Source organism: Paraburkholderia sp. LEh10, assembly GCF_017814945.1.
Lineage (GTDB): Bacteria > Pseudomonadota > Gammaproteobacteria > Burkholderiales > Burkholderiaceae > Paraburkholderia.
Window position 1 is genome coordinate 37,124 of record NZ_JAGIPX010000053.1, and the last position, 21,538, is coordinate 58,661.

Here is a 21,538-nt window from a genome sequence, read left to right on the forward strand (position 1 = left end):
CGCTTCCCGGACCTCACCTGCACGAATTCCGTTGGGGGCGTTCGCCCACGGTTACCGAACACGCGTGACGTTCGCCACCTCGGATCAACGCGATTTGCAACTGTTGTCCGATGCTTGCGGAGCCCAGCGCGGCGTGCACGTCGTCCATGTCGCGGCAAGGCTTGCCGTCCAGTTCGATCACCACATCGCCTATCAGCACACCAGCCTGTTCCGAAGGACCGCCTGGCGCAAGCGAATTGATCAGCAATCCGCTACTGAACGGCAGGTTCATTCTGTTGACCCACGCGTCCGGCAGGCTGACCTTCTGCGTGCCGACGCCAAGGTACCCCCGCGAGACGCGCCCTTTAGCCAACAGTTCGTCGGTAACGCGCTTCACGGTCATCCCGGGGATCACCATGCCGGCGCCGCGCATCAGTGCCGACGTGCAGATGCCCATGACCTGCCCGCGCATATCCGCGAGGGCCGACCCGGAGAAACCTGGGCGCAGACCGCCGTCCAGTCGCACGAACGCATCGAGCTGTCCCCCTCTCCATGTGCGCCAAGGACCAGCTGTGCTGCCGATCACGCCAAAATCAGCGCTGATGCCGAGCGTGTCCGCACGCGCGACGGCGAGCGCCACATGACCCGGCTTCAGTGAGCGGGCATCGCCCGACTCGACCGGGTCCAGGTCCACACCGTCCAGTTTCAGCACGGCGAGGTCGGTGCCCGCATCCAGGCCTGCGAGGACGGCGGCGACCGTACGGCCGTCGGTCAATGTGATCTCGATCCCGTCCTCACGCCCGATCGTGTGTGCAGCCGTCACGACGACCCCATGTCGCCAGATTACCCCACTCGACGGCATGCGATGCCGGCCGTGTACTGACACGACGCTCCGCCCGACTCGCCCGACAATGTCTGCCAGATTGTCCGAGAGATCCATCAAAGGATTTCCGCTTGAGGGTGTGGTTTCCATTTCAAGTCCCCTGCCAATTGCGATACGACCTACTTGCCTCGCGTCGTCGATTGCTCCCCTATCCCTTGCGGATAGCGTGGTGACGACGGGTTCACAATGACAGAAGGACAGGGGGTGCACACCACCCAAATGGGTAGGCGAGTAGATGCTGTGCTGACTTCACGATGCAGCGTGAAACAGAGATCGGCCAATTGTTTCCGCTCGCTTATCGCACAATGCCGGCATTCGAACGGCTGGTCCGCATCGGAACCTGCAGGATGCTCAAAGGAGACATCTCGGCCAAAGCTGACGGTCGCCGATCAGCCGCTGTACGGCCGCTGAAGGTCGGCTCCACTAACATTCGCAAACCGGTGCCGACGAATGTCTCCTTTCTCTATAGACGAATGAGTCCCGACCCTGAACCGCTATTCGCACTCGCCAGAACGCAACAACGGGTTCCGAGGTACAACCGCCACTTGGCCTGTCGATTTGGCCGACGAGTCATCACATATTGTCTCCATTCGACCGTTTTGCAGCTGACGTTTCGCGAACGGCTGCTTATGAGAAAATCTGAGGCCCGTTGTCGACCATGAACCGGTGTTACGAAGGCCGTCAAACGAGCCGCAGCTTTGTGTGGTGAAATTTACAATCGTTTAGCATTGCATTGCCGCTGATTGAACTGCCGTTGGAGCGATTCCCTGCTGCATCACTAGTCATGCTTCCATGGATCCCGCCAACGTTTCCAATGTCTCGAGTCGACTATGGTCAAGGCCATTCACAGAGTCTGGAGCAGCGCATCCGCTTTGCATACCAAGCCATGATCGGCACGCTCACCTACAGGCTGATCAACCGGGCCAGCGGTATCCGCTCCCCGACCCCAGACTGCATCAGGAAATGGCAAGACAGTTCTACCTGTACGTCACACAGGAGCTGGACCGAACTTCGGATCAAAACTGAAGCGTTGCATCTCGGCGAGCATCGCAGCGGCCCCGGAATGATCCAGCACGAACGCGATGCGTTCATCGTTGCAGGGCCGTCACGCGTCGGATGACGAATGCGAGGAGTAACGCACCCGAGGCGAGCAGCGCACCGAAAGCGTAAAGACCGATGGTCAGACTGCCGGTGTGGGTGTTCAGCCATCCGATCGAGAGCGGGCTGACGACCGCGCCAAGTACACCAAGTGTCGTCACAGCTGCGATCGCGTTCGGGGTGCCCGGACCCGGGAGGCAAGCGGGCACGATTGCCCAGAACAACGGAATCAGCGAGTAGAGCGCGACAGCTGCGATGGACAGCAGCTCAAGGGACAAGACGAACGAACTGGACGCGAGCGGCAGCAGGCACAGCGATACCGCACCGATGAACGCGGCGGTAATCGTGTTTTGACTCCAGCGTCGCCGGCGGTCCGTCCGCGCACCGATCGCGATCATCGCGATGAGCGCGACTGCATTCGGTACCGCTGCATAAAGGCCGATCGTGCCAATATCGGTCACACCAAGCGAACGAATCAGCTTCGGCAGCCAGAACGCGAGAACCGCGATAGCGGCGACAATGGAGAAGTACACCGCCATCAGGCCGTAGAGGCGCGGATTGCCGAGCATCTGTCTGAACGTCTGTCCTTCGGCGGCCAGTGCGTCGTGTTCGAAGGACGCGGCGATCATCGACTTTTCCCGATCGTCCAGCCAGTCGGCGGACTTGGGCGATTCGTCGAGCAGCAGAGGAATCAGAAGGCCGAGTGCGACACACGGCAGCCCCTCGAGCGGGAAGATCCATTGCCAGCCGCTCAAACGAGCGAAGCCGTGCATGTACTTCACGATCCAGCCTGACAGCGGATACGCGAGCACGTTGGATACGACGATTCCCGAAGCGAATAGCGCGAGCGGCTTCGTGCGGCGCTGCTGCGGATACCAGCGCGTCAGATAAAAGACGACGGTCGGAAAGAAGCCTGCCTCGAACATGCCAAGCAGGAAGCGCAACGCATAGAGCGACGCCGGATCATGAACGAACATCGTCGCGGCCGATGCGCACCCCCAGCCGATTGTCAGCAGGGTCATCATTCTGAGCGCGCCCAGACGCATCATCAGGAAGCTGCTAGGCAGTTCGAACAGGCTGTACGCGAGAAAGAAGATACCGGCACCCATGCCGTAAATCGCATCGGTGAACCCGAGTTCGGTCTCCATCTGCAACTGGGCGATGCCGAGGTTCACGCGGTCGATGTTCGCCATCACATAGATGATGAACAGTAGCGGTAACAGGCGTCGGGTTCTTCGAGAAAGTGGCGTTCGTGTCGGTAGGCGCGGCACTTGCCGCGCTGCTGTCGAGATAAGTCGCTGGCGTATTCGTGCAGTGTCCTCAGAACGTTGTCGTGGACGAATCGGCTCAGGGTGGCATGCCGTCGTTCACGGCCACATTCAAAAGGCAACGTGCGCAGGAGACAATGCGAAGTCTGGACGATGTGCACAATATGCACTCAGGAAAACCCGATTTCCTCGGTTCAAAGGCAGAGGCGGTCCATGTGTTCGCGCATCAGTGCCGCGATCGCGGGCGCGCGCGCGCGTGGCAGGTCGGACGCGCGCGACGCCACATTCAGGCCGGCGCGGCCGCACGAACCGATCTCGAGACAAATGCCGACGCCCGCAATTCCGCGCTGGTTGACGTACGCGAAATCGGCAGCCCGCGTCTGCGCGAGCATGCGGTTCAGCTTGATTTCGGTCATGCCGTATTCCTGATATTCGACCTTATGCCGCGCGTAGTGCTCGTCGACTTGCGAATCGGTGAAGCGGGCGAGCAGCGCGATGCCGGAAATGCCCGTGCCGAGCAATCGCACGCGCCCGACGTAGGCCTGAAATTCCGGCGGGCGCGTGCTGGTCGATTCCATGTGCAGGCAATGCGAATAGTCCCCCGACTGGACTGCCAGCAGCACGTCGCATCCGGATTGCCGGGCCAGTGACTTCATGGCCGGGGTGTAGTGCTCGATAAGCGGCGGCCGATGCATTGACGCCAGGCCGAGCACCATCGTTTCGAGACCGAGACGATATTTCTTTTGCGAATCGCGTGACGCGAGGCCGGATTCCACGAGCGCCGACGCGATTCGATCACCGTCGTGCGGTCGAGACCGGTCTTCGCGACAATGGATGAAAGCGCGAGGCCGCAGGTCTGATGGATTGCGAGCAGATGCAGGATCGCGATCGCCCGATCGAGTGACTGCACACCGTGCAAGCGCGTCGATTCCTTGATGGGCACCTGGACGGCCGGTTCGCGAGCGTGCTTCACGGTTGTGTCTCCATATGAGGCGCGGCGCCCGTCATCTAGCTACGCAGAGATCTCGCTCAGAGTAACGCAGCAGCCCGGATCCGGACAGTCAATTGACGGTCGGACCGCGAACCGCACCCGAGCCCTTCGTCCGTGACCAGGTGCCTGTCCGTCTCGTATCAAACCACACCCGTTTTTCTCAACTGATCGAGTTCATCCGTTTCGATCCCACACAGCGACGACAGCACATCGGCAGTGTGTTGTCCCAGCGTCGGCGGCGCACTTCGATATTGGATCGGCGAGCCCGACATACGGATCGGGTTCGCCACCGTCGCGACGCTTCCCGAAAGCGGATGAGGCAAATCCACCCGCATCCCGCGATGCCGGACCCTGCGGATGTGCGAAGGTCTGCGCGATGTCGTTGACGGGCCCGCAGGGTACGCCGGCAGCCGCGAGCGGCGTTACCCATTCTTCGATCGTGCGCATGGCCAGAATGTCTCCGATCAACGGAGCCAGCGTTTCGCGATTTGTCACGCGATTCGCGTTCGTTGCAAAACGCGGATCGCTTGCGAGATGTGCGCAATCCGCAACCTCACAGAATTTGCGGAACTGTCCGTCGTTGCCGACGGCCAGCACGAATTGACCGTCTTTTGCGTCGAACGCCTGGTAGGGCACGATGTTGGCGTGTGCGTTGCCTTGACGCCGCGGCGTTTTTCCCGATACGAGGTAGTTGAGGTTCATGTTCGCCATGGCCGCGACCTGCACGTCGAGCAGGGCCATGTCGATGTATTGGCCTTCCTCCGTTTCGGTGCGATGCGCCAGCGCGGCGAGGATGCCGACTGTCGAATACATGCCCGTCATCAGATCGGCGAATGCGACCCCGACCTTCTGGGGACCACCGCCCGGCAGATCGTCCCGTTCGCCAGTGATGCTCATCAAGCCGCCCATGCCCTGAACGATTAAGTCATAACCCGCTTGCTGTGCGTACGGACCATCTTGACCAAAGCCGGTTATCGAGCAGTAGATTTCCGATGCGCTGGTGACCAAGGCACAGAACCTGTTCGGCAGGAAGGACGATGCGCCGCAGAACGCGCAGGCGACGCCAGCCGTACCCCTCGATGCCTCCTTCGGTCCTGTGCTCAAGCTGGTCGGTCAGACGGGTACCGGCAACGCGGCACCTCCCGCCGGTAGCGATCTGAGCATGGAGCGCTTCACGGAACGTGTGACGACGCTGCGCCTGAAGCTGCAGCAGATCAGCGACAGCGCTGATCCGGACGATCAGGCGCGTCAGGTTGCACAGTCGCTCTTCCAGGGCAAGGGCTCGGAACTCTCCGATACGCTCGCCTACGCGCAGCTCGTCTCCGCCAGTCTTGGTGAGCAGTGGGCGGGCATGGGCGGCGCACTGTTCGTGCAGCCTATCGAGCAGGCCACGCAAACCGTGCTCAGACCCGCGGAGGCGAGCCTGAACGATGCGTGGCGCCAGACGATCGTTGCTGCCTGGAAACGCTCGTTTGCCGGACGCTATCCGTTTGCGAGTACGGCCAACGATGCCTCGCTGCCTGAACTCGCCCGCTTTGTGCGCCCCCAGGGTGGTCTCATCAACGCCTTCCTTTCCAACCAGCTCGCCGGCGCCCTCCAGCTGCAGGGCGACCAGTGGGTGGCGGCATCGGGTGGAACGGGTGCGGGCAGCACGACGCGCGCGTTCGATCCCGAGTTCCTGAAAGCCGTCAATACGCTGCAGCAGATCGCCGGTCACCTGCTCGCGCAGGGCGAGCCCCAGTACACGTTCGCCCTTCAGCCGGTACCCACGCCCGGCGTGACCGATACCCTTTTCGCGCTCGACGGCCAGACGCTGCATTACTACAACCAGGTTCAGTCGTGGCACACGATGACGTGGCCATCCAACGATCCTCAGAGCGCCGGGACGCGGCTCGAATGGCAGACCGATACGGCCGGCACCAACAAGAACTTTGAGTTCAGCGGCCGCTGGGCACTGGTGCGCATGCTCGAGCGGGCGAAGGTTGAACCGGTGGACAGCGCGACGTATCAGCTGACGTGGCAGGCGAAACCGGAAAGTACCGATCCGAAGCCAGCGTTGACAAAGACCGATGCGAGCGCAGATTCCGCGACGCTGACGGCACAGGAGGCGCTCGTTGCCGCACCGTCGAGCATGACGCACCCGCTGCGTTATCTGATCCGCACGGATGTCGGCAAGGGGCCGCTCGAGCTGCTGGCACTGAGGGGCTTTACGTTGCCCTCACGCATCTTTATCGATCGTGCCGCGCCTACGGCAAGGCAAGCCGTGCCTGCTGGCCCGCCACCGCTGCCGAAGGCCGCACTGGCGGCCGCGAAGCACGCTGCCGTGCCGATCCCCCAGGGGAGCGTACCGCAATGACGTTCCACGCAAGCAGGCACGCCTGCCCGGCACATAACGTCACCGCTCAATCGCAATGTTTCTCGCGGATATGCGATGTTATGGGCAGTTGTATTGGTGGCGATTTCCGTTTGCGTCAGCTTGCTGACGGCTATAACCCGCGCCTACGCCAGTTCACTCATGGTTTTAATCGGTTTCGGCATCGCGGCCTTGCCGTGGGTGCCTGCTCGCCGCCGATCACTGATAGCCTGTCAAACGACTGTTCTGCTCCGTGCCGACGGCTGGCGCGCAGATTTTGATAGCCTGCGATATGGAATGGTAATTGGTCGCGAGTGTTTGGTCGCTTGCTGGGCTTCGATGGCGGCCTTAATGCTTCTTTCCATAGCTTCATCGCCATGACCATAGTCGCCGCGCTCGTCATGTACGCACGGTATCCGTCTTCCCCCGCAAGTTTCTCGGATACATCTGGACATGTGCGGCGGGATGGGTAGCTGCCTCGCCTATTTTCAGTTAACCTTATCAGTTCCTCAGAGCATTCAGGCGCCACACACAAAGTAGATACGGCGGCCTTTTCCTTCTTCCTTGCAAACTCTTGCCGTCGGAACGGTCCGTCGCATTATTGCGCGATAAGCAGGATACGCTCATCCCCCAATCTTATTGTGAATTTCGGGCATTCTGAGCCGATATGCGGTCTCTCTCGCGTTACGTTACGATATGAGCACATAGCCTCGGCAGCTTCCGGAGGGCTGGGAATATGGATATGGCGGTAAGCTCGCACGGACTGACCGGGTTCGGGATGGGTTGCGTATCAACTCACTCCGATGTGTATTCTGAAAGGTGCGGTCCGAGCAGTGGCACTGTTCGAGGCTTCGCCGATTACATACCATCGCGACGCAGTGCAACGTTGGTGAGCAGCACGACTGTAGGAAGTTTGTCCGACTCGCCCGCATCCGTGCCTCGGCCCGTGCCATCTGCCGGGTGCTCAGAACCGGTTATACGCACGCCTGGCAATGGTGCTTTAGGCGCAAAAAATGCTCGCAAAAATGCTAGGCGCCACCGCCTGATCGGGTGATCACTCATGCTCATATGGACGGAGACAGCATAAAAAAGACAGGTGCAGCTATGGACTGGTGTTCGAGCCCGGTGGCCGACAGCTGCGTCGAGGCGGCTTGGGAGTGCCTGATTCAAGGTGGAAACCCGTCAACTGACACGCTACGTGGAATCGTTGGCGAATCCTGGCACCGATGCCTAGACGGCCGCGTGGATCCGGAAACGGCGTGTGCTCCGCCTCCTCTGCAAGAAGGGCGCCTCTTCGACTTGCGGGCCCAGAACGGTCACCTCATGCGTGCCAGCGTACCGTTTATCCATCAGACGCGCGAGTTCCTTTCTCAGACAGGGACCATCCTTTTGCTCGCAGATTCAGATGGGACGATCCTCGAATACGCCGGGGATGAGCGCATCATTGAACCGGCGAGCGAGATTCGCTTGGTGCCGGGTTGCGCCTGGAACGAACTCAGCTCGGGGACCAATGCGATCGGCACTGCCTTGGAATTGCAGCAGCCAGTGCAGATTCATGGCTGCGAGCATTTCTGTGCGGGGATCAAACGGTGGACGTGCTCTGCTACGGTAATTCGCGATCCGCTCGACGGTACGGTACTCGGCGTTCTCGATGTGTCGGGGCGTGCGCAAACCTACAACCGGCATAGTCTGGCGTTTATTGTTTCAATGGCCGGACGTATCGAGGGCAGCCTCGGTAAGTTTGCCGTGGAGCGACGACTACGGCTGATGGCACGTTGCTGGGCCTATTGCTCCGGGCGCGCGGACGGTGTGATTATCGTGGACGATCGCGGACGCCTCGTCAGGGCGAATCCACAGGCGCGCGTCGCATTTGCTCGGCTGGGTATATCGGGCGCACTTGAAAGCGCATTTCCCATTCCGGACATCGCGAGAATCGCCGCGGGGTCGATGCCGCCGCAAGAAGCGCGGTGGCTGCGCCTCGCACGAATCGAAATAGTCTCGGAAGGCAGCGAGATACTCGGCTTCATGCTGATCGCCCCCGCCGTCGTCCCACGCGCAGCCTTGCAATCCGACTCGCCGCCTGCCGCTGCATCACTGCCCACAGCGGCGTTCTCCCGCATTATCGGCACGAGCCCCGTACTGCGCGCGACGATCCAGAAAGCGAGGCAACTTGCGAGAGCATCGGTCCCCGTGCTGCTCGTCGGTGAATCGGGCGTGGGCAAAGAGTTGTTCGCGCAGGGTATCCACGAGGCTAGCGAAAGGGCCGACGGCCCCTTCATCGCGCTGAATTGCGGTGGTATGCCTCGCGATCTTCTAACGAGCGAACTCTTTGGTTACGCGGACGGGGCGTTTACCGGCGCGCGTAAATCCGGCATGACGGGGAAAATCGAAGCTGCGAATCACGGCACGCTGTTTCTTGATGAAATCGGAGAAATGCCTCTCGACATCCAGCCTTATCTCCTGCGCGTGCTGGAAGAAGGAGAGATATATCGGCTAGGTGAGAACACGGCTCGCAAGGTCGACTTCCGCCTCGTCGCCGCAACGAATCACAATCTGCGTGCGGATGTCACTGACGGCAGATTCCGCATGGATCTGTACTACCGACTGGCCGTCACGAACGTTTCGATCCCGCCGCTGCGTGAACGAAAGGATGACCTGGAAGCGTTGATTGAACACTGGCTGCGCATATTTCGCGAACGGTACGGCGTGGTCGATGCCGTGTTCGACGACGCGGCGCATGCCCGCTTGTTGAACTATGCATGGCCTGGCAACGTGCGTGAGCTGCGCAATGCGATCGAGTGCGCGGTGCTCATGGCCCGAGACGGCGCGATCACCGTGAATGAGCTTCCACCTGAGGTACGTGCCAACGCGTCTTTTATGGGCGTCCTGCCGGCCTCATCCTCCGCCGGGGCGGAACTTGCTCGCCAGGAGGAGGTACGCTCGCTGGAAATGGTGGAAGCGGAAGCGATCAAGACGGCGATCCAGCAAAGCGAAGGCAATCTGACCCTGGCGGCTGCACAGCTTGGCATAGCAAAAAGCACGCTATATCTGAAGATGAGCAAATACGCGTTGACGCGGGATCCGGTAGTCGCGCGACGCAGCATTCGATGACGCAGTTAGCGTCAGTTGAATCGTTGAATCTACAGTGACCTGAAATTCAATACTTTTCGTCGCGTCATGTCAACGGTTGGGTTCCGCTCAGCAATCGCGCATTGTCTACGCTTCGAGGGCGCGGTCATAACACCTCGGTGTTTACAGCTAGGACCGTCTTTTCGTCGCAAATAAGGAACAGACTGGTGTCGTTGCGAACGGCGTTAGCGCGGAAGCTTCCGACGGGCTGTCAGAATGGCGTCCGTGAGTCCGTACCTCGCGACCTTCTGATAAAGGGTACTCTTCGCGATTCCAAGTTGAGCCGCCGCCTCGGTGAGATTACCCCGACACTGCTGTATCGCGAACTTGATCGGCTCGACTTCCTCCTCCTTAAGTGAGCGCACCTCCCGAGGCACCGCCTCAGAGGCTCCAGCCGATGACTGATCTCGTGGAGCTCCATAAACAGAAGGGGTTTGGATTTCCGTTGGCAGGTCGCCAATCCTGATAACACCATCGCTGGCCATCAACACCGCGCCTTCGATCGCATTGCGCAATTCGCGTACGTTTCCGGGCCAGGCGTAGTTCATCAAACACTCATAGGCTGCGTCATCGATTTCAACATTGTTGACGCCGAAGCGGTCGCCAGAGACTCGTAACCAGTGTTCCAGCAGGCTAGGTAAATCGGTCTTGCGTTCGCGTAGCGGGGGGATCGAGATACTGGTAACGGCCAGCCGGTAGTACAGATCCGTGCGAAAGGTTCCGCCAGCAATTTCCGTTCGCAAGTCGCGATGAGTTGCCGCGATCAAACGGAAATTGACCTTTCGAGCCGTGTTCTCTCCGAGTCGAAGGACTTCACCTTCTTCCAATACCCGTAGTAAATGGGGTTGGATATCGAGGGGCATTTCGCCAATCTCGTCGAGGAACAGCGTGCCACGATCCGCGGCCTCGATTTTTCCCGTCATCCCGGATCTGCGTGCGCCGGTAAATGCGCCTTCTGCGTAACCAAAAAGTTCGCTACTCAGTAGATCCCGGGACAAGCTGCCGCAATTCAGCGCCACGAAGGGCCCATCGGCCCTCGTGCTGGCCTGATGGATACCTCGCGCAAACAGTTCCTTGCCCACACCCGTCTCGCCGAGGAGCAGAACGGGAACCGCGACTTTGGCAAGCTGCTGCGCTTTCCGGATAGCCTCAAGCAACTGAGAACTCTGGCCGATGATGGTGGAAAACGCGTAGGTGCGCTCTGATTCTACCGTCAGGATCTGGTCCCCCCGCACCGTGGAGCGCCCGTTGCTTGCTGGAGCAATAAGCATGAAACCGAGCGTATCAGTTCCCTCTTTGACGCGTTCGATTCGCGCCGTGCGCAGCCACTCTGACGATAGCGGCGGCGGTGATCCCTCTGCGATAGCTGCGATGTCCGGGATTGGGAAGGCGCCTTCCAGCGAGCCGGAGACGCCAAGACGGGCAAATGCGGCTCGCGCCTGTGAGTTGCTTTTGATCAGACGACCGAACTCGTCGACTATCACGACGCCGTCTGCACGTCCGGAACAGTATGCAAGACTATTTTCCAGCAAGCGCAGATGGCGCTCCAACATGACCCGTCCGAGTCCGCTTTCAATCCGTGAGGCCAGCGAGACGATGAATGGGAGACTATGTGGACTGTAGGTGTGGGCGAGGCCTGAAACATCGACTCCGCCGAGCACGGTGCCGTCTTGGGGATCGCAAATAACAGTGGCGGCGCATGTCCATCGCTTCATCGCCATGCAGAAATGCTCGGCACTATGGATTTGCACAGGTTGCTGCAATGCGAGGGCGGTGCCAATCGCATTGGTCCCGCCGGCGCGTTCGGTCCAGTTGCAGCCGGGTATCAAGCGGAGTTCGCCTAAGGGGCCAGCGATGCGCGAGTCGCCCGCCAGATCGAGAATCGTCCCGTTTGGATCGGTCAGAACCAGCGCGGTCTCCGTCCGGCACAGAAGCTCGCGGGTCTGCTTGATAAGCGGCTCCACGGCGTCCAATAGCCGGTGGTTCTTGGTTCGAAGGTCGAGAACGCGGCCTTCATCAAGAGGTGGGGGGGCACTGGTGGCGCCAGGGTCTACCCGACCATTCAGGCATCGATGCCACGAGGCGTCAACGATCGCGCGCACAGCTGTGGTGGGTGGCTTGCGTCCCTCAATCATGCGTTCCCACGCCGACATGACGCTGGCATCCTGATCGGGGCTGGAAAACCAATCCACTGATGTGCTCGTCCTTCTCATTACGCCTCCTGTCGGAGTCCTTTCCGAGCTGAGACTGCTCGCATCGGCTGGACTGCTGCGATTTTTTGATCCGGGGAGGGCTTCTTGACGGTTGCCAATCGACGTCGCCGTGCGACCTGAATGATCTGGTGCTTAAAACCCAGATTCAAACGAATGTCCGTACGGCTCGGAAGACCGTTCCCTTCGCTCGACAGCTCTCGGCGCTGTGACCGCAGCTTACTGATTTATACGTTTGTTATGCCGAGGCATCCGTTTGAATTCTATGCGTTCGGCGTATGAAAATCGAACGCTCAAGGAATTAGCGACTTTGAGCACGAGAGTGATGGCACGATAGTCTCAGCAAAATCAATCACATGCGAGGTATCCGCTTCTCTTGGCACACTCGATGCATTTGCAGGGCTGTACGGTCGTTCCTGTCGTTCCATCCCGTCAGGTGCCTCGGCAAACATCACGTGAGACGCTTCAGGACTGACCTCAAACAACGGAATCATGCCGGTGGCGACGCGGCGTCTCGCCAGACTGCTGCAGCAGGAGGATATTGTGACCTTGCAAAGATCTGAGCTTAAGACCGACGATAATGCCCCGCCGGTAGTTTTGGTGGTTGACGATAACTCTTCAGTCCGCGAAGCGATATCAGAATTGCTAGACTCTGTTGGGATTGTGGTCAAGCAATTTCCCTCTGCTCAAGATCTATTAAATGAGCTTGACGATTTCAATAATGATGAAATCAGGGATGCGAATTGTTTGATTCTCGATGTTCGTATGCAAGGAATGGGGGGGCTTGCACTTCAAAAGCGACTACGTAGCGCGAACTTTAACGTGCCAATAATTTTTATCTCCGCCCACGGCGACATCAGGATGACGGTTGATGCGATGAAGGCCGGTGCGTTGGATTTTCTGAGCAAACCGTTCCGCAGTCAGGACATGATGGAGTCTGTTAAGGCCGCGATTGAATACGACCGTCGTCGTCGAGAGGTTGACCGTAGGCAAAATGAAATTCTTGTCCGCTATTTATCTTTGACACCCAGGGAGAGACACATATTGGCTCTTGTGGCACGGGGATTGATGAATAAGCAGATCGCTTCGGAACTTTGTCTCAGCGAAATAACCATCAAGGCAAATCGGTCGCATTTGATGCAAAAAATGAAAGCAAAATCGATCGCAGAACTGGTTAGAATGGAGGCGTATTTGAAAGATGCCGCTTCGAATCAAGAGAATTATGCGATCGCAGACGACGGCCGTCAAATCATTAACAGCTCGTCGCTATTAAGTTAATAGCGATCGGGCTATTTGAGAGAGCTAGTGCCAAGCATTCACTCGGTTGGGCGCGACTTCACAGAGATTGCGCTGGGCGAACCCTACCGCGGTACTGCATCGGTCGCTTTGTTACGCTCTTTATTGCGCGAAATATTTTCTCATTGACTCTGATACCGAGCAAGCATCCTTGGCTCTATTCGATACCTAAGTATGTTGACCAGACTCTTATGTGGCATGTGGAAACTCCTATAGATAATGGTTTTTCGCGCGCATCTGTCTAACATTAAAGCGTAGGTAACGCATAGATATCGGTTTTCGGAGGAGGGGAGCTTTTTGAGTGTACCTTGAAGATATATTTCCTGTTTGTTTAATCGATTGCGATGTGCTTCCATATCGAGGATATTCCCATGTCTTGCTCTTTGCATCGTTGGATTTTCATTGGCTCAAACGCTTACGATGAGTATGTTTTCGTGCCGTGGCTTAATAGAAATGTTTACCTTCGGACCGTCGATCTATGCCGTGTTTGCATTCAATAGACGCGATATCGGGCGTCCCCGAGAATCGGCGACGCGCGAGCTGTATGTGCGTGTCGCCGCTGGAATAGGGAAGGAAAGCTCGCGCAATTCCGCCTTATGTTGGGACCAAGGGCTGTCACTGCTCGTTCAATGCTATGGCCAATGGCCATCAAACCCTAAGGTCTCGTCGAAAGTATGCGCGGGGTGCTCAGGGACGAGCGGAAACTATAAGTACTTCGCCATACGGGCTCTCCGACTAACGGTCCCGCGGTGGTAACGCGGATATCAGTCGAGTTCACGCGGAGCAGAGCGGACCACAATCGTCTTCTTGCCATTACGACGCGATCCGCACCGGAAAATGGCTAGCCGCGCGCCTGTGCGAAGACAGCCAGTTGCCATTGGATCCGACCGAGCCCGGAAGCGTGTTGGTGATGATTCTGCGGCGGCAACGTGTGTCCCTTCGCAATACCGATCTCATGGCCGCAAGCGCGGCACCGATAGATACCTGCGTCGGGTGCCTGAACACCCGGATAAAGGATCAGTCAGCATCCAATCCGCGATTGCGTCGAAGATGTGGCGCCGCCCGTCGCTTGCCCGATCAGGGGCAACCCGCTCAACAAGTTGTAGACCCGCGCGACACGCGTGCATGGGTGTTGCTGAGGTAGTCTGTTCCGGCCGTCATGTTCGAGGAATGCGATTGCGCGCGAAGCAATCGCGATATTTTGGTCGGTAAGCACAGGCTGGATGCACAGCCATGCGAAGCGTTAGACAGTAACGTAACGATTGCGACGAATCACGCTTATAAGGAAAAATTCGCGCGTACTAAACTCAACGTTCGCCACAGCAGCGCAACGTGCCCGGCGAGCTGCGTCTTCACGAGAATCACTAACTTCCCGTAAGGGCGGAGCCTGCGCAAAAGGTTTACGAATCGCGGCGTTTTACCTATCGCAGAAGCCAAATCGATTCAGAGTAAATGCGCATACGGATGCCTGTTCAGCTTGGGCCTTTGGGTTTTCTACAAGCGACGCCTCGCACCTGAGGCTCGGCTCGTCCGCGCCGCCGAGGCTCGTTTGAGAAGAGGGGAGTTTTGCCTGGAGTATCAACCGGTGATGAGCCTGCGCGAGGGTAAATGCGTCGGCGTTGACGCGATGATCCGCTGGACGAATGCAGAGCATGGCCTCAAGGGACCTGCCGACTACATGCGTATCCTTGGGAAAACGCGATTGATCGCGCGGCTTACCCGCTTCGTGCTTTCCACAGCGGCGCGGGACCTTGCCGAGCTGATGGCAGACAGTTCGCTTTACATCGGCGTAAATGTTTACTCTGATCATGTCGAAAACAGAGGCTTCGCGTCGGACGTCATCCGCTCTGCAAAGGCGATCCGGTCCCGACTGGTTCTAAACATGTCCCAGCTCCGCTGTGCGGCGCCGACAATTGACGTTCAGGGTACTGTCGCCGCGTTGAGGGCAAAACGCGTGCGGTTTGCGTCGATGCCCCTTAGCCTTCTGGTAACGTTTCTTGAGGCTGGCGGGGAATCGCTGCGGATGAGAAAGAAAAAGCGCTGGAAATTACGCTAGTGCTGCGGAGGCGGCACTCGGAACCGAAGGATCCCATGATGTGCTCACTACGCGCTTTGTAGCTTCGCAGCAGCGCCGTGCGACGCGGTCCTCAGCCCGTCAGTCATGTTCGCGTTGGCTGACCCCGCTACGTGATCGTCTCGGCTACTGCGGCCGTCGCGGCCGTGAGGCCAAAACGGTGACGCGTCGCGCCGCAAATTCCTCCGCAGTGCCCGCCGGCCCGACGGAGCCGGTGGGCGCGCAAAGTCCTCCACCTCAAACTCCTCCACCTCCGCGTCCACCGGCTTCTGACATTGTCGCGCCGGCCAAACCCTTCAATTTCGCCCGCTCGGCCAGTGAACCCCATCGCGACTGGATCGAACAGCAGGTGCGCCTGAGGCGCAACGCGCAGGCCATCTACCAGGATCTGGTCGACCAGTTCGGCTTTACCGCCAGTTACGACAGCGTCAAGCGCTTCGTGCGCGCCCTTCGTCATGTCGAGCCCGAGCAGTTCGACCGCCTCGAGTTCGCGCCCGGCGAAGAAGCCCAGGTTGATTGCGGCGAAGGCGCGCTTACGCGCGATCCGAGGACGGGCCGCTTCCGGCGCCCACGGCTGTTCGTGATGACACTGCGATACTCGCGGCGCAGCTTCCGGCGCGTGGTCTGGAAGTCGGGCAAACAGGTCTGGGCACAGCTGCACGAAGAAGCCTTCCGGTATTTCGGTGGCGCAGTCAGCTATGTCGTGCTTGACAACCTCCGCGAGGGCGTCATTACGCCCGACCTGTACGAGCAGAGATCAACCGGCTTTACGCCGCAATGCTTGAGCATTACGGCGTGGTCGCCGACCCGGCGCGCGTACGGGATCGGAATCGAAAGGGTGCCGTAGAGAACGCAATCCAGCATACGCAGAACACGGCGCTGACTGGCCGGCGCTTCGAGTCGCTCGCGGCCCAGAACGAATTCCTGATGCACTGGGAGGAGAACTGGGCAGCCAAACGCATCCACGGCAGCGCGCGCAGGCAGGTCGAGGCCATGTTCCAGGAGGAGAAGCCGCACCTGAGGCCGTTGCCAGTAACGGGATTCCGCTACTTCACCGAGGTCGTGCGCACCGTCTGGGACGACACGACAGTGAGCGTCGAGCGCAGCAATTACGCGGCCCGGCCCGCGCCGATTGGCACTCTTGTGTGCGTGCGCATTTACGACACCACCATCGAGATCCGTGATCGCCGGACGCAGGAACTGCTGCGAACGCACGCGCGCGCCTCACAACCGGGCTCGCTTGAGCTTCCCGAGAGCGAGCGCCCGTTCAACCCGTCACGCCAGACGCGAATTGCACTCGCCAGTGCCGGCGACATCGGGCCGAAAACGAAGGCGCTCTGCCATCACATGTTCGACGCCGAAGGTCGTGTCGGCCATCGCGGCACGTGGGGCATCGTCGGACTGGCGAAGAGATATCCCGCCCGACTCGTCGGGCAGGCCTGCGATCACGCGCTGCGCCATCACGTCTACCGGTACCGGCAGGTGCGCGCGATTGTTGAGCGGCTGTTCGAGCAGGCCCTTGAGCGCCTCAACAGCGCGCCGCAACTCGCCTTGCCGCTGACGCAGGAGCATCCACTGATCCGACCGGCCGACGAATACGGCGAACTCCGGCGCTGCGCACAACGCCGGATCCCTCACTTCCGCCAATGGAGAAACAGGAGAAATCACATGACCACAGCACTCCCCGACATCGAACGCGCCCTCAGACTGTTGCACTTGTCCGGCGTGCGCGACACGCTCGATGAGCCGCGAGCGCCGGCGATCCAGTTCATCCTGCAGGATCAGCGCGAATGTCTCGAGAAACGGTTGCTGGGTGCCCTGCGCCTGCAGCACACGTGTCTCGAGCGCCGCTACCAGCAGTCGGGACTTGAAGAGAAACTGACGCTTACCGAGTTCGACTGGTCGTTCAATCCCAAGCTGCCACGTCAGGCACGCTTCCAGCTGCACACGCTGAAGTTCATCGCCGAAGGCAGCAACGGACTGATCATCGGCAAACCGGGTACCGGCAAGTCGCACGTTGCAAAGGCCATCGCCTACCAGGCCGTCCTGCAGGGCTACAAGGTGCAATACCTCGAGACCGATGACTTCTTCAACCGCTACGCCCTCAGTCCACCCGCGCAGCGGGAATCCCGGCTGCGCGCCATGCTCGATGGGGATCTGCTCGTGCTCGACGACCTGTTCCTGTCGCGAACGATTCCCGACGACGCTGGCGCGCTGCTGCAAACGTTGATCCACCAACGCTACAAGCTGCATCGCAGCGTCGTCGTGACGTCCAACCGCGTTGTGCAGGACTGGGGCGCTTACCTTGGCGATAACACGATGAGCACCACGATCCTCGACCGCCTCATGCATCACTGCCATCTGCTCGAGTTCGACCGTCGCAGCTATCGACTCAAAGAGGCCGCCGAAACCTTTGCGCGAAAAACAAAAGAGAGCTAAATAACGTCCACGTCCTGCTTCAACGGGTGGGGGAATTTAAGTGCCCATAAGTGGAGGAGTTTGAACTGCCCGTCCGGGATCAAGTAGCGCGGATGCGGCGCGGCAGCACGCGTCAGACCCACTCGCGCGGCACGAGAAAGTCGCTATACAGGCGCGCTTCCGGCGTGCCCGGCTCGGGTTGCCAGTCGTAGCGCCAATGTACGACGGGCGGCATCGACATCAGGATCGATTCCGTGCGTCCGCCGCTTTGCAGCCCAAACAGTGTGCCACGGTCGAACACGAGGTTGAATTCGACGTAGCGACCCCGCCGGTACGCCTGAAAGTCGCGCTGGGCTTCGCCGTATGGCATGTCGCGGCGCCTTTCGATGATGGGCAGGTACGCGTTCAGGAACGCATCGCCAACGCTTTTGACCATCGCGAACGACTGCGCGAATCCCGGCTCTGCGTAATCGTCGAAGAAAATCCCACCGATCCCGCGCGGCTCGTGGCGATGCTTCAGGAAGAAGTAGTCGTCGCACCAGCGCTTGAAGCGCGGGTAGAGATCGTCGCCATGTGGCTGCAGCGCGTCGCGGCAGACACGGTGGAAATGCTGCGCGTCTTCCTCGAACCCGTAGTAGGGCGTCAGGTCCATGCCCCCACCGAACCAGAACATGGGCGCTTCGCCGGCTTTCGTCGCGACGAGGAGGCGCACGTTCATATGAACGGTCGGGCAGTATGGATTGCGCGGATGCAGCACCAGCGACACACCCATCGCTTCGAACCCGCGTCCCGCCAGTTGCGGGCGCAGCGCGCTCGCCGAGCCGGGCAGTGCGTCGCCTTGCACATCCGAGAAGCCGATGCCTGCGCGTTCGAAGAACGCACCATCTTCCAGAATACGGGTGCAGCCGCCGCCGCGCAGCTTCTCGCCGGGCGCGCGCTGCCAGCTGTCGGTGGCGAGCGGCGTGCCGTCAAACGCGCCGAGCGTGTCGGCAATCTGCGTCTGCAAGCCTTGGAGCCAGGTGCGGACGGTCTGGGTGTCGTTAGCGTCGTGGATCGGATCGGTCATGGTATGTGGGGCGCGGCAAGTGCAGAACTCCGGCGCGGCCGAGACTCAAGGGGACGGATTGGCGTTATGTGCGGTTCGCGGCAAAAATCTGCTGGCTGACTCAAGTGTAGCCTCGGGGCGGGCATGTGCGCATAGGCTCCCAAGAGCAGTACCAGGCAGACCTGCGCTGCCTTCTCCAACTACAACAACATGCATTCGAAGTATCTTCATGATGGCCCGGATACTGGCGGGGGGCGCGGAAGTCATTGGGATGCAACGCGCGCCCCTCTGTCGGTCAGTAGAACCGGTGCGCCTTGCAAGCTCGAAACCGACGGTCTATCGTCCCGTGTGCCAGTCCTCGAACGACTCAAAATGCTTCAGATTCGGCTCAATGGATCCGCTAGCAAGCAGGACGCAAGGATCGGTTCGCGGCGTCAGAATCGTTACCTGGCGCTTCGCGCGCGTGACGCTGACGCGGAGCGACTGACGGGCCTGTTCATCAATGTTTTCGCATAAATTGAAGCGCACAATTCTGTCGCCATTGAACGGCGACAGTCCCTTACGGCTCACAGGCCATCCTTCGAAGATGATCACTTCATCGAACTGCTTTCCCTTGGCCTTGTGCATGTTCATGACGATGATGCCCGATTCGGGTTTTGCGTCAGTTGAGAAATGCTGTCGAATGAAAGCCTTCCTCGTGATTTCAAGGGCGTTACGGTATCCGCCATTGTTCCTCCAGTCTTGCGACAGGGCCTGATGCAACTGCGTGCCACGCTGGAGTACGCTAATACTCCTTGCGTCTTCGGCCACTTCCCGCAGGCGTTTACACGCGCCTCCCTCTAACACGCGTCTGACCGCGCGCCAGTCAGCGTCAGGGTCACCCGTCCGTTTCAATGCACAAACCTGGTTATACACCGCCAGAATGTTCACGATGATGCTGTTCTTGCGAACTATCTTGCCGCTAGCTTGCGCGACAAACAGTTCCTCATATCCCTTGCGTAAGCGTGCGGCTTCATTGAAGGCTTCGTGCCTCGGCTCGTCACCACCTTTGCCGAGGTAATAGTGGCTAAGTAGATCGATAAACCGCGCAAAATGACGGGGACTTGAGGCAGACTGCATCAGTAGTGCGATGACGTCTGCCGCAAGAATGGCCGCTTCCAGCTCGACTACCGCGGTGTGCGAGATCTCGGGCATGCCAGCCGGAGGCAGACGCAGAGCATCTGAGACAAGCCGCGTCATATTGTTTGTCGGAACCAGAATTGCCACTGACCAATCCCTGGTGCCTCGGTTTACGAGGCGCTGCCGCGCGGCGTAGGTAGCTGTTACGAGCATTGCCATAGCCGGGGCCATGTACGGCTCAAAGTACCGGACCGTGACGCCTTCGTAGATTTTCTGGCGGATTTTCCCAATCAGGAGATCGTCACCATATGTACCGATTTCCGTACCAGCGCTGCGATGATTATCGGAGAGCAGGTCGACATTAACTGGCTTAAATATTTTCCGGAATTGATCAAGACGCGCCGAATCAGCGCCGATCGAGTCATAAATTCGCTGCTCGGCATCGCCAAGTGCCATGAGTCGGGAATGCCGGCCCAACGCCCGTACTGCCCGCCATTGGGCACTGTTTGTGTCCTGGAATTCGTCAAGGATGACGACAGGATACATGTCCGAAACGAGGCGAGACACGCGTTCGCTCCCACACAGGATGTCACCGGCATACGTTGCGAACAGATCAAAGCAGACTCGTCCTTCGTCTATTGCGAGGCGTGCGCGCTCTCGCTCTTCGGCGAGGCGTTTCGCCTCTTTTTGCCCATCTGTCAGCTTTCTTCCCGGAAACCGTGCACGGGTGTCTGCGAGCGCAATGGCTTCTGCAGGCGGAGTGAGAACATCGATTCGTCTTGGTAGGCCGATGAGATGCCCATGAGCCTTCAGGATACGCCAGAAGAATGAATGGTACGTCTGGACGTCGATACGATGCTTCTGGCCTATAGGCATCTTCTGTTCGCATTCGACGGCATCTTCAACGCCCGTGACAGTTGCCCGCGCAAAACTGATAAACAGGATCTTCTGGCCTGCGGCCAGTTCGCTTGCCGCGACCTTTGCGGCTTTCAGGATCGAAACCGTTGTCTTGCCTGAGCCCGTTCCGCCAACCACCAGCACATGGCCATCGGCACGCATGACATCCTGCTGGCCTTTAGTAAGGTGCATCGACGTTCGCCTCTGGATGAGCATGCTCTACTAACTTTGCGGCGTTTCCGGCTTGCGGTGGAGGAGGAACGCACGTGTCCTTGAGCAACGTTGCGGTTTCGTTGATCCGCGTGGGAATCTCTCCTTCATTGCACCGCGGGAGGAAGTCTGCGATTCCACCGGTTCCTTTGGACCAGACGAAATACTGGCGGGCGGCATCGACCAAATTGGCGGACAGGTCGGGATAATTCATCAGGACGTGAGGCGGCCAGTCGATCTGTTTTGAGAAGTGTTGTAGTGCTGCACGGGTTGTACCCTTGATGACCATATTTTCTAACCATTTTTCTGCGTGCATCACAGAACGAGTTCAACTTCGGCTTTAATTTTCGCCTCGTTATCGCCGTCCCGCTTGTCGCAGATTGCGAATGTTCGCTTCCCACGACCGCTGTAAAGCTTCGCCATGCCCGCAAGATTCTTTTCCCCGGACGCGTCCACGGTACAGATATCTAGCGCTTCGAGCGAAAGGTAGGCTGAGGTTGACCCGGTTCGACGGACGGATTTGCAGCCAGCGATTTGATGCGATCTAACCTCCGTTGAGTGTTGAGTC

Annotated in this window: 14 protein-coding genes and 3 pseudogenes; 7 read left to right on the forward strand and 10 right to left on the reverse strand. The window is 59.1% G+C overall.

Annotated elements, in window-relative coordinates; all coding sequences use genetic code 11:
* Positions 1-13 precede the first annotated feature (13 nt).
* From J8I87_RS32425 to J8I87_RS32445, 5 genes and pseudogenes are all read right to left on the reverse strand, one after another.
* Positions 14-919 carry a S1C family serine protease gene (locus J8I87_RS32425; protein WP_209936278.1) on the reverse strand — a complete coding sequence of 302 codons (906 nt, stop codon included), beginning with the start codon at positions 917-919 and terminating at the stop codon, positions 14-16.
* 1,031 nt (positions 920-1,950) lie between these two features.
* Positions 1,951-3,153, reverse strand: a complete 1,203-nt coding sequence (locus J8I87_RS32430) for an MFS transporter (protein ID WP_209936280.1) — start codon at positions 3,151-3,153, stop codon at positions 1,951-1,953.
* Between the two features lie 269 nt (positions 3,154-3,422).
* Positions 3,423-3,851 carry a hypothetical protein gene (locus tag J8I87_RS32435; protein ID WP_209936281.1) on the reverse strand — a complete coding sequence of 143 codons (429 nt, stop codon included), beginning with the start codon at positions 3,849-3,851 and terminating at the stop codon, positions 3,423-3,425.
* Between the two features lie 29 nt (positions 3,852-3,880).
* Complete coding sequence (locus J8I87_RS32440) at positions 3,881-4,201, reverse strand: helix-turn-helix domain-containing protein (RefSeq protein ID WP_209936283.1); 321 nt, start codon at positions 4,199-4,201, stop codon at positions 3,881-3,883.
* 158 nt (positions 4,202-4,359) lie between these two features.
* Positions 4,360-5,206: pseudogene (locus J8I87_RS32445) on the reverse strand (CaiB/BaiF CoA transferase family protein); the annotation flags it as partial.
* Between the two features lie 13 nt (positions 5,207-5,219).
* Between J8I87_RS32445 and J8I87_RS32450 the strand changes: the two are divergent.
* From J8I87_RS32450 to J8I87_RS32460, 3 genes are all read left to right on the forward strand, one after another.
* Complete coding sequence (locus J8I87_RS32450) at positions 5,220-6,575, forward strand: type VI secretion IcmF C-terminal domain-containing protein (RefSeq protein WP_313067204.1); 1,356 nt, start codon at positions 5,220-5,222, stop codon at positions 6,573-6,575.
* 33 nt (positions 6,576-6,608) lie between these two features.
* Positions 6,609-6,953 (forward strand): DUF2182 domain-containing protein, encoded by a 345-nt coding sequence (locus tag J8I87_RS46410; protein ID WP_409518850.1) that lies wholly within the window; start codon positions 6,609-6,611, stop codon positions 6,951-6,953.
* Between the two features lie 942 nt (positions 6,954-7,895).
* A complete protein-coding gene (locus J8I87_RS32460; protein ID WP_245254325.1) occupies positions 7,896-9,683 on the forward strand; it encodes a sigma-54-dependent Fis family transcriptional regulator in 1,788 nt (595 codons plus the stop codon).
* Between the two features lie 203 nt (positions 9,684-9,886).
* On the opposite strand, the gene J8I87_RS32465 is transcribed toward J8I87_RS32460, so the two are convergent.
* The gene (locus J8I87_RS32465; protein WP_313067208.1) at positions 9,887-11,893 is read right to left on the reverse strand and encodes a sigma-54-dependent Fis family transcriptional regulator; all 2,007 of its coding nucleotides are present in this window, start codon (positions 11,891-11,893) and stop codon (positions 9,887-9,889) included.
* A 510-nt stretch (positions 11,894-12,403) separates the two neighbouring features.
* On the opposite strand from J8I87_RS32465, the gene J8I87_RS32470 reads away from it, so the two are divergent.
* The 4 genes and pseudogenes from J8I87_RS32470 to J8I87_RS32485 all read left to right on the forward strand — a co-directional run bounded on the left by J8I87_RS32470 (position 12,404) and on the right by J8I87_RS32485 (position 17,720).
* Positions 12,404-13,189 carry a response regulator transcription factor gene (locus J8I87_RS32470; protein WP_209936289.1) on the forward strand — a complete coding sequence of 262 codons (786 nt, stop codon included), beginning with the start codon at positions 12,404-12,406 and terminating at the stop codon, positions 13,187-13,189.
* A gap of 1,567 nt (positions 13,190-14,756) precedes the next feature.
* Complete coding sequence (locus J8I87_RS32475) at positions 14,757-15,263, forward strand: EAL domain-containing protein (RefSeq protein WP_409518851.1); 507 nt, start codon at positions 14,757-14,759, stop codon at positions 15,261-15,263.
* A 178-nt stretch (positions 15,264-15,441) separates the two neighbouring features.
* Positions 15,442-16,910: pseudogene (gene istA, locus J8I87_RS32480) on the forward strand (IS21 family transposase); the annotation flags it as partial.
* Between the two features lie 39 nt (positions 16,911-16,949).
* On the forward strand, positions 16,950-17,720 hold the full coding sequence (locus tag J8I87_RS32485; RefSeq protein ID WP_209936303.1) for an ATP-binding protein: 771 nt from the start codon (positions 16,950-16,952) through the stop codon (positions 17,718-17,720).
* Between the two features lie 112 nt (positions 17,721-17,832).
* Here J8I87_RS32485 and hemF read toward each other — a convergent pair whose 3' ends face one another.
* The 4 genes and pseudogenes from hemF to J8I87_RS32505 all read right to left on the reverse strand — a co-directional run.
* A complete protein-coding gene (hemF, locus tag J8I87_RS32490) occupies positions 17,833-18,765 on the reverse strand; it encodes an oxygen-dependent coproporphyrinogen oxidase (RefSeq protein ID WP_209936292.1) in 933 nt (310 codons plus the stop codon).
* Positions 18,766-19,080: 315 nt separating this feature from the next.
* The gene (locus J8I87_RS32495; protein WP_209936294.1) at positions 19,081-20,952 is read right to left on the reverse strand and encodes a UvrD-helicase domain-containing protein; all 1,872 of its coding nucleotides are present in this window, start codon (positions 20,950-20,952) and stop codon (positions 19,081-19,083) included.
* Positions 20,939-21,289: a hypothetical protein gene (locus J8I87_RS32500; RefSeq protein ID WP_209936295.1), complete on the reverse strand. Its 351-nt coding sequence runs from the start codon at positions 21,287-21,289 to the stop codon at positions 20,939-20,941. The genes J8I87_RS32495 and J8I87_RS32500 overlap by 14 nt, the downstream gene beginning before the upstream one ends.
* A pseudogene (locus J8I87_RS32505) lies at positions 21,286-21,538 on the reverse strand (hypothetical protein); the annotation flags it as partial. The gene J8I87_RS32500 and the pseudogene J8I87_RS32505, both read right to left, overlap by 4 nt.